Origin of the sequence: Sporosalibacterium faouarense (assembly GCF_016765695.1) — a bacterium.
GTDB classification, from domain to species: domain Bacteria; phylum Bacillota; class Clostridia; order Tissierellales; family VENL01; genus Sporosalibacterium; species Sporosalibacterium faouarense.
The window spans coordinates 1-8,611 of the sequence record NZ_JAETGO010000073.1; the positions used below are offsets into that span (position 1 = coordinate 1).

7 protein-coding genes and 1 tRNA gene are annotated in these 8,611 nt (G+C 30.7%); 1 reads left to right on the forward strand and 7 read right to left on the reverse strand.

Annotated elements, in window-relative coordinates:
* Positions 1-62: 62 nt before the first annotated feature.
* Positions 63-1,463, reverse strand: a complete 1,401-nt coding sequence (gene pepV / locus JMO20_RS14055) for a dipeptidase PepV (RefSeq protein ID WP_202710327.1) — start codon at positions 1,461-1,463, stop codon at positions 63-65.
* 308 nt (positions 1,464-1,771) lie between these two features.
* On the opposite strand from pepV, the gene ftsH reads away from it, so the two are divergent.
* The gene (gene ftsH, locus JMO20_RS14060) at positions 1,772-3,328 is read left to right on the forward strand and encodes an ATP-dependent zinc metalloprotease FtsH (protein WP_207753511.1); all 1,557 of its coding nucleotides are present in this window, start codon (positions 1,772-1,774) and stop codon (positions 3,326-3,328) included.
* A 42-nt stretch (positions 3,329-3,370) separates the two neighbouring features.
* Here ftsH and JMO20_RS14065 read toward each other — a convergent pair whose 3' ends face one another.
* From JMO20_RS14065 to JMO20_RS14090, 6 genes are all read right to left on the reverse strand, one after another.
* Positions 3,371-4,966: an oleate hydratase gene (locus JMO20_RS14065; protein ID WP_202710328.1), complete on the reverse strand. Its 1,596-nt coding sequence runs from the start codon at positions 4,964-4,966 to the stop codon at positions 3,371-3,373.
* 185 nt (positions 4,967-5,151) lie between these two features.
* Positions 5,152-5,703 (reverse strand): dihydroxyacetone kinase transcriptional activator DhaS, encoded by a 552-nt coding sequence (dhaS, locus tag JMO20_RS14070; RefSeq protein WP_202710329.1) that lies wholly within the window; start codon positions 5,701-5,703, stop codon positions 5,152-5,154.
* Positions 5,704-5,771: 68 nt separating this feature from the next.
* Positions 5,772-6,374: a DUF445 domain-containing protein gene (locus JMO20_RS14075; protein ID WP_202710330.1), complete on the reverse strand. Its 603-nt coding sequence runs from the start codon at positions 6,372-6,374 to the stop codon at positions 5,772-5,774.
* A 104-nt stretch (positions 6,375-6,478) separates the two neighbouring features.
* The gene (gene ytxC, locus JMO20_RS14080; protein WP_202710331.1) at positions 6,479-7,399 is read right to left on the reverse strand and encodes a putative sporulation protein YtxC; all 921 of its coding nucleotides are present in this window, start codon (positions 7,397-7,399) and stop codon (positions 6,479-6,481) included.
* Positions 7,400-7,471: 72 nt separating this feature from the next.
* Entirely contained in the window at positions 7,472-8,221 is a 750-nt protein-coding gene (locus tag JMO20_RS14085; RefSeq protein ID WP_202710332.1) for a DUF6873 family GME fold protein, read from the reverse strand.
* Between the two features lie 109 nt (positions 8,222-8,330).
* A tRNA-Cys gene (locus JMO20_RS14090) sits at positions 8,331-8,404 on the reverse strand.
* Positions 8,405-8,611 lie beyond the last annotated feature (207 nt).

The window sequence follows — 8,611 nt, forward strand, 5'->3', positions numbered from 1 at the left end:
TCTCTTCAGGTGGAGTGGAGTCTCCATCTGAAGTCCCGATGTTCTGCTTGAGCAGAACGAGTTTACTTTGCTAATTCATATAGTGCTTTTGCATAAATTAAAGCATTTTTTATAAGGGATTCAATTTCAATATATTCATCCTTTTGATGAGCCAATTCTTCTTGCCCTGGGAATAATGGTCCAAATGCAACTGCATTATCCAGAGCCCTTGCATATGTTCCTCCACCTATAGTAATAGGTTCTGTTTCTTCATCACCAGTAACTTCTCTATAAACCTTCATTAGCTTTGATACTAATGGATGATCCTTTGGTACATATATAGGCTTCATATCAGTTCCCTCTTCAAGCTCAATATTAGTTCCATCTAATTCTTTTCTAATACCATTATAAATTTTTTCAAGCTCATGCTTAATTGGATATCTGATGTTTACAACGACCTCTGCTTGAGTTTCATCCATATCTATTACACCAACATTAAATGTAAGTTTACCAGAAACATCGTCTTCAAGACCACAACCTATAGATTGACCATTGTATTCCATGCCAATTTTATCATTATATACTTTAATGAAGTCCATCATATCTCCTTCACATTCAATTGCACTGCCTAAGAATTGAAGTAATTGAGATACAGCATTTTTACCTGATTGAGGTAGACTACCATGGGCAGATACCCCTTCTGACCTCACTACAACCTCATTATCTCCTTGTTCTAGAGTAATCTTATATCCTGTTTTACTTACAAAATCACTTAATGCATCTTTCATGTCATCATGTAATTCTCCATTTGCTTCTAAAACTGCTGTACAAGAATCTGGAACCATATTAGGTCTATTTCCACCTTTAATACTTTTAATCTTAATATCTCCATTACATTGGTTCTCAAAACTCTTTTTAAGTTTAAATATACTTATACCCTTTTCTCCATGTATAACAGGGAATTCTGCATCAGGAGTAAAGGCCATATTTGGAGCTTTAACCTTATCAAAATAATATTTTACTCCGCCCCATCCACTTTCTTCATTAGTACCAAATATAATTCTTATCTTTTTATTTAAAGATAGACCTGACTCTTTAATAGCTTTCATTGCATAAAGTGCTGCAATAGCTGGCCCTTTATCATCAATTGTCCCTCTACCATAAATTTTATCATTATGTATCTCTGCTGCATAAGGTGGATATGTCCAGCCTTCTCCCTCTGGAACAACATCTAAGTGAACAAGAACTCCTATTGTTTCTTCTCCTTCACCTAAATCAGCGTGTCCTGCATATCCATCAAAATTTTCTGTTTTAAAACCAAGTTCTTCTGATAGCTTTAAGGCATACTCCAATGCTTCATTAGGTCCTTCTCCAAAAGGCATACCTGGCTTGCCTTCTTCTTCTACGCTTCTAATTTTTATTAGTTCTTGAGTCTTTTGGACGATTTCATCTTTATAGTTATTAATCAATTGTTCTAAACTCATTTTTTTACCCCCTATAACTTAATGATTATGACACTTAAATTTAAAATATAATATCTAAGAATATTATACACCTTATAATCTTACTTAAAACCCTTTTTCGCAAAAAGATTATTTAAGAAAAATTTATATTTTTTTATTTTTCACAAAAATAATATCTATTTCCTATCTTTATTTTCTCATTTTTTTCCTGTTATATTCTAAAAATACTCTCTAATATTAAGAAAACAATTGGTTAAACTAATACTACATATCTTAATTAAAGAACAATATCTTTAATTAAAATTTAGATAAATAAAGGTGGTTATATTTTGAAAAAGAAAATTATATTTACTTTATTTATCATCGGTGTCGTCCTATCATCAATTTTAGCTTATAATGATTATTTTCATAATATAAGCTTCAGTAATGTAACAGCTGGAGATAAGATATTAATTTGGATAACTACTTTAGGGCTTTTAGTATATTACTTAAAACTAGACCAGAGCCCACAACTAGTCCCAGCTACAATAAACGCTGAAAAAAAGAAAAGTGATGATAAAGCAAAGGATGATAACAAACCAGATGTATCATTTAATGATGTTGCTGGACTAGATGAAGTAAAGGAAGAGCTACAAGAGACTATTGATTTTATTAACAACTCAGAAAAATATATGAAAATGGGCGCCAAGATTCCTAGAGGAATTCTTTTTTATGGTCCTCCAGGTACAGGTAAAACTCTATTAGCAAAGGCTGTTGCTGGAGAAACAAATTCAAATTTTCTTTATGCCAGTGGATCTGAATTTGTAGAAAAGTATGTTGGAGTTGGAGCCAAGAGGGTTAGAAGCTTATTTGAAAAGGCTAAAAAGGATGCTCCTAGCATAATTTTCATTGATGAAATTGATGCTATAGGAACTAAAAGAAATCTTGAAAGCAATAATGAAAAAGATCAGACCTTAAACCAGCTTCTTGTAGAAATGGATGGTTTTAATGATAATAGCACTGTCGTCGTTATAGGAGCTACCAATCGATTAGATCTCTTAGATGAAGCCCTTCTAAGACCAGGTAGATTTGATAGACATATACATATTGGCAATCCTAATGTACGTTCAAGAGAAGAAATTCTTAAGGTGCACACTAAGGATAAGCCATTAGACACTAGTGTAAATATCAAAGATATAGCAAAGAAAACCCACGGTTTCTCAGGAGCACAGCTTGCAAATATTGCTAATGAAGCTGCCATAATAGCAGTAAGAAATAAAAAACTGAAAATTGATATAGTACATTTTGATTCAGCCATAGAGAGAGTAGTGGCAGGATTAGAGGTTAAACATCCTTCAGTTTTACTAAAAGAAAAAAATATTGTTGCCCATCATGAAGCTGGCCACGCATTAATAGGAAAGATATTAAAAATTGATATGATTCAAAAGATATCTATCGTTCCTAGAGGCCAAGCACTAGGTTATGTTTTAAATTTTCCAGATGAAGACAGATATCTAGTAACTAAACAAGAGCTTGAAAATAAAATTAAAGTTCTTTTAGGAGGTAGAGCAGCTGAAGAAATTACATTTGGAGAAATAACTACAGGAGCTAGTAACGATTTGGAGAAAGCAACTGAAATTGCTCGACAAATGGTCTGTACATATGGGATGAGCTCATTTGGTCATGTTGTAATAAAGGAAAATTATCAATATAATCAGAGTAAGATTGATAGTGAAATAAAAAAAATTCTAGACTATTGCTTAGAGGATACTTTAAAAATCCTTGAAGACAATAAGATGATTCTTAATGATATAGCAAGCTATCTCCTTGAAAAAGAAAGTTTAACTGGCGATGAATTAGACACAATATACAAGAGATATAAGGTTCCATTAAAAAATGCCACTTAATTAGAAAAGTGGCATTTAAATTTACTATTGTATTGTTTATTCTTAACGAAATGATGTAATAAACCCATTAAATAATGTTCTAATATCATATTGATAAGGTGTAACAGGACATATTTTTTTGTTAACCCCCATTAAAGTATATACAGCCGTTCTTGCAGCACGTACAGAATACTCTTCTGTAAATACCATATCTTCAGGAATTTCAACAAATTGGCTAATCATGGCAAAATTTGTTGAGCCTTCTGGAACAACAGCAGGTCTATCCGACATAGCACGAGGTTGGAATTGCGAAACTATATAAGGCATCATACAAGGTATAACATTTATAACATCCTTCATTATATCATCTATTTCATCTTCAAATTGAAGATGATACAATAACTCAATTAGTAATTCTTCCCCTGTACATTCTCTCATAGGCTTTTTAACATAATCTCCCACTTTATCTGTATATAGTCCGTATCCCCAGAAAATAGTTTCGTCTTCGCTTTGACCCTTAAAGTGAGGTTGAGCTGCTACAACTATAGACATTAGCCAATTCGAGTCTTTGAATGTCATCAAAGCACCACTGCCAGGAATATTACGACTAAACTTCTCAATCATTTTTAATAGTTTATCGCCTTTCATCGTAACAGTAAAAGACTCCCAGTTAGTTTCTTCAGGATTGCCAAAGAAAGGCTCTGGATTACCTAATCCATCTTTTTTTGCAGCTATATTTTTCCATAGTTCTCCGGCAACTGGTCTGTCAGACTTCATTGGAGCAGGAGTATCAAAGTCTCCTAAAGTTGCACAGTCTGTCATGCAACCATTAGTTACAATGCATAAATCTCCTTCTTGAAGTTCAATTATTTCGTCATTATTACCATCTTTAGTATAATGAATAGCTTTTACAGTTATATCAGAATTGTCTTTAAAATCTAAATCTGTTACTGTACATTTTAAGCTAAAATCCACATTATGATCATTTAGATAAGTCTTAAGAGGCAAGATAACTGAATCATATTGATTTAAAGGAGTTCTTGTAACTCCTTCTAAGGTCTGAATACGAGAAAACTCTAACATCATACGATTCATATAACGTCTAAATTCAAATAAGCTTGACCACTTCTGAAAAGCAAAGGTTGTTTGCCACATATACCAGAAATTTGTTTCAAAGAAATGAGGTGATTTAGCAAACCAGTCGCTTATTTTTAAATTGTCTAACTTTTCTTCAGGAGTGAGTAATAATTTCAATAATGCAATACGATCCTCGTTATTAAAGCCCATTGACATAACATCTAAAACTTTAGCATTCCTATCTATAAGACGAGCATTTGAATGAGTTGGATGCTCCTTATCAAATTCTAGAATTTCTTCAGTTACAGACATTCCTTCTTTTTCTATTGAAGGAATTGAAGAAAATAGCTCCCAAAAATTTTCATAGGTTTCTTCATTTAACATACGTCCTCCACGACATACAAAGCCACTTCCTTTATCACCAATACCGTCATTGCTTCCACCTAGTATGTCCATACTCTCAAGCACATGTATATTTTTACCATCAAGACCACAATCACGAATTAGATAAGCTGCTCCGGCAAGTGAAGCAATTCCCCCACCTACAAAATAAACATGTTTATTTCCATAGTCTCTTTTCATAGAATCATACCTCCAATAAATTTTCTAATTTATTAACATCCTATGATTACAATATAATGGATTATAAACTGTTTTAATATAGACATTAGTGTGACTCTGTCAAAAATTTATACACTTAAAGTAGATTGTAAAAAAGTTACTTCTTAAATAGATTTCTTACTGAATAAGTCGTTTCCACTGTTTTTTTACTTGTATTTTTCAATAGCTCTTTTTATGTCTCCTTCAATTAGTTTGTTAATATTATTTATTATTTCTTCTGGATTTTCCTTCATACCTTCAATCATCCAATTGGTTAATATCCCAATAAAAGCAAAACTATAAAAGTTTGCAATGAATCTAAGCTCTTTATCTTGAACTTCTGATTCATCTGCAATTTCATTTACTACATCTATTAATAATTTGAATGTAATATCATAGAGAAAATTATCGAGATGATCTCTCGCCAATGAACGAAATGTGTTCATACATAACTTGCGATTATCCTTTACATATAAAAATATTTTCAAGAATCCTTCTTGCCATGTAGCATATGTTTTATAATTCTTTATTTTAGAGAGTGCTTCTTCCTTAAATATCCAACCTAAGAGTTCATATTTATCTTGAAAGTGATAATAAAATGTTTGTCTATTAATTTCACATTTATTAACAATATCAACTACAGAAATCTTATCAAATGGTTTTGTATTCATAAATTCTTTTAGAGTATCAGCTATTACTCGTTTTGTGCTTTGTACCATATTGATCACCTCAGTTAAATTATACCATAAGAAAAAATAAAAAAACCAATCTACACAGTAGATTGATTTTACATTATTACAAGTACTATCACACCTTGAATAATTCCAATTATAAACCCTAAAACTCCACCTAACACCTCTATATGCTTTAATTCCTTTTTAGCAATAGCTATTACAATTTCTTCAATCTTCTCAATATCAAACTCGTTGATTTTTTCTTCAACTATTTCTGCTAAGCTGACTTTTGTTGCTGCCTTATCCACCATCTTTTCTACAAGGTCTTTAATTATTCTATCTCCCTCTTCATTTATCTTTTCCTCTAAATAATTATAAATGGATTTCTTAAAACTACTTGGAATAATAGCAGGCAATTTTTCATCAATGATTTCTTGGACCCTTTTGAAAATTAGAAATTTGACTTGGGAAAAATCCTCATTTTCTATGTACTTATTTACTATATCCTTCATTGACAATAATTCAACTTCAATAACTTCCCCTATACTTTTAGCTACTTCTTTTCTCCTCTTAGGAATCAGCCCTTGAAACTTAATACCTAGTAAGGGAATGGATATGGGATTAAGTGGTCTAAATATTAATTTTATGGCAATTATATTTGTAAGCCATCCAATTAATGCTCCTATAACGGCTAGTATAATTATATCTAATAGCATAATATCACCCCAATATATATTTTAACTCCATAATTATACCACATTCATGAAAATAGTAAAATAATGTAGCTAAATGTTGAAAAGGGTGATATATGTTTATTTCATTATTCTTTGTTTGCTTTTCCATTTATTTGTGAATTTGATAGTGATTTACATAGCTGACAACCTTCACAAATAGTACTTTTATTTGCAAAAATATTTTGAATAACTTCTATTACTTGATTATCTTTATTATGCTTATCTGCATGAATTACTATTTTATTTGGTGCTATGGTAATCAAAGAGCTAATTAGCAAATCATCGTAATTCATGTCATTATCAAACATTTCTTCAGCAAATTCTTCCATAAATTCATTTTGTATTAAATTCATTTTTTCGTCATACAAAGTATATTTATTTCTCTCCAGGGTTACATTGACTAATTCTTTTTTAGGTGTTTGTATATCAACAAAATACTGTAATATCTTAATAAACTCTAGATACTCTTTCTCAATAATAAAGTCTTCTAAAGTTTTATCTATAGCGTCATCTACCATATCAATAAAAAACTTTAGTCTAAAATTCACAAATCCATCTATATTAATTTCATTACTAAACTCCAAATAACCTAAAATAGCTTTTAATATTTTTGCTTTTTTACTTACTTTATACGTTATTCCCTCTGTTATAACATAATCATTGTTTTCTAAATATTTAACCGCATTTTCTTTCAATTTACTTTTTTCTTCAAAGTCCAAATAAAAACATTTATCATCTATAATTTTTTCTATGATTCTCTCTTGATAAAATTCTAGTATTATATCTGCAATTCCACCTGCAATATAATGCTTAAATATATTTCTAATATCTGGATATTTACATTTTTTTTCATTTGCAAGGGAATAATCAAGATAAGTTGTTTCTCCAACTTTTTTTATTTGTCTATTTATATCTAAATCTTCTTTTTCGAAGATATCTATTTTCTTCTTCAAAATATTATCTATTTCTTTAACTTCACCTTTAATTCCAATACAGAGAAGTTCCAATTATTTCACTCCTTTCTACTGTATTAGTAGTATTTGTTTTAGATATGTGTATATGCATTACTTTCCCATGCATTAATTGCAATTTAAAGGAATAATTGAACCTAAATCAATAATTTTTTCAGAAGTAATAATATTTGCCATTACCTGATTTTTTTTCAAAAAATTATTTATATTGTTTCTACTTGGGTGATCATCATATCTACCAGTAAATAATAATTCTTTATCCGAAAGTAATCCAGTTGACCCACCAATAAATCCATAATTAATACCTGGTAATTCTATGTATCCTTGTTCAATTAATAAAGTATCAATTCCTAATTTCCCCAAAGTTTTATATATAGATATATCAGAAGTCATTATAGCCTTTTCTCCAACAATACTAACAGAACATTTAGTATACCCTTGTTTTACATTTACTAATTCTATTCCTTCTTTTTTTAAGTAAAACTTTAATTTTTCATCAGTATATTTAAAATTATGTATAGCGTAGTTAAATATCCTAGCAACATTGTAAGCTATATTATTAGGATACTTTTCTTTAAGCTTTTTTTCTCCCTTCAATATTTTGAATCCATATTTTTTAAGCTTCTCCTTATAATACTCATACACTTCAGGAGCTACAATAATCTTTTTATGGCTTATTGGGTGCATTACAATATCAGGATGATATGAAATTGCATCATATAATTTAGGGCATCTAATTGTAGAAATAACTTTTGTGTTCATTCTTTCTAATTCCGATATTATTTCCTTTGCTCTACCATCTACAACGAATAGGTCTGCCTTTCCTTTTGGAATAAAAGGATTTTGTCTTTTGCCCATTTTCATCACTCCATTCACTTATAACTATAATATTACACTTAAATTCATTAAGTTACAAAAAAAAGAGAAAGTCTACCATTATTTAATGGAAGACTTTCTCTGAAGTTTATGGAGGCGGCACCCAGATTCGAACTGGGGGTAAAGGATTTGCAGTCCTCTGCCTTACCGCTTGGCTATGCCGCCACTCTATTTATAATTTCATTATAATTTTTTGCAATACTCAAAGTATATGACTAAGTGATTCACACGAAATTTGAAATTTCGGTTCTCTACTTATGCCTTACCGCTTGGCTATGCCGCCACTCTATTTATAGTTCTATAAAAAATAATGGAGCGGAAGACGAGATTCGAACTCGCGACCCTCGCCTTGGCAAGGCGATGCTCTACCAC

Bases quoted from the DNA above. Each gene is read 5' to 3' on its own strand.
- pepV (WP_202710327.1), bottom strand. From the start codon at position 1,463: ATGAGTTTAGAACAATTGATTAATAACTATAAAGATGAAATCGTCCAA.
- JMO20_RS14085 (WP_202710332.1), bottom strand. From the start codon at position 8,221: ATGGGCAAAAGACAAAATCCTTTTATTCCAAAAGGAAAGGCAGACCTA.
- JMO20_RS14075 (WP_202710330.1), bottom strand. From the start codon at position 6,374: ATGCTATTAGATATAATTATACTAGCCGTTATAGGAGCATTAATTGGA.
- JMO20_RS14065 (WP_202710328.1), bottom strand. From the start codon at position 4,966: ATGAAAAGAGACTATGGAAATAAACATGTTTATTTTGTAGGTGGGGGA.
- dhaS (WP_202710329.1), bottom strand. From the start codon at position 5,703: ATGGTACAAAGCACAAAACGAGTAATAGCTGATACTCTAAAAGAATTT.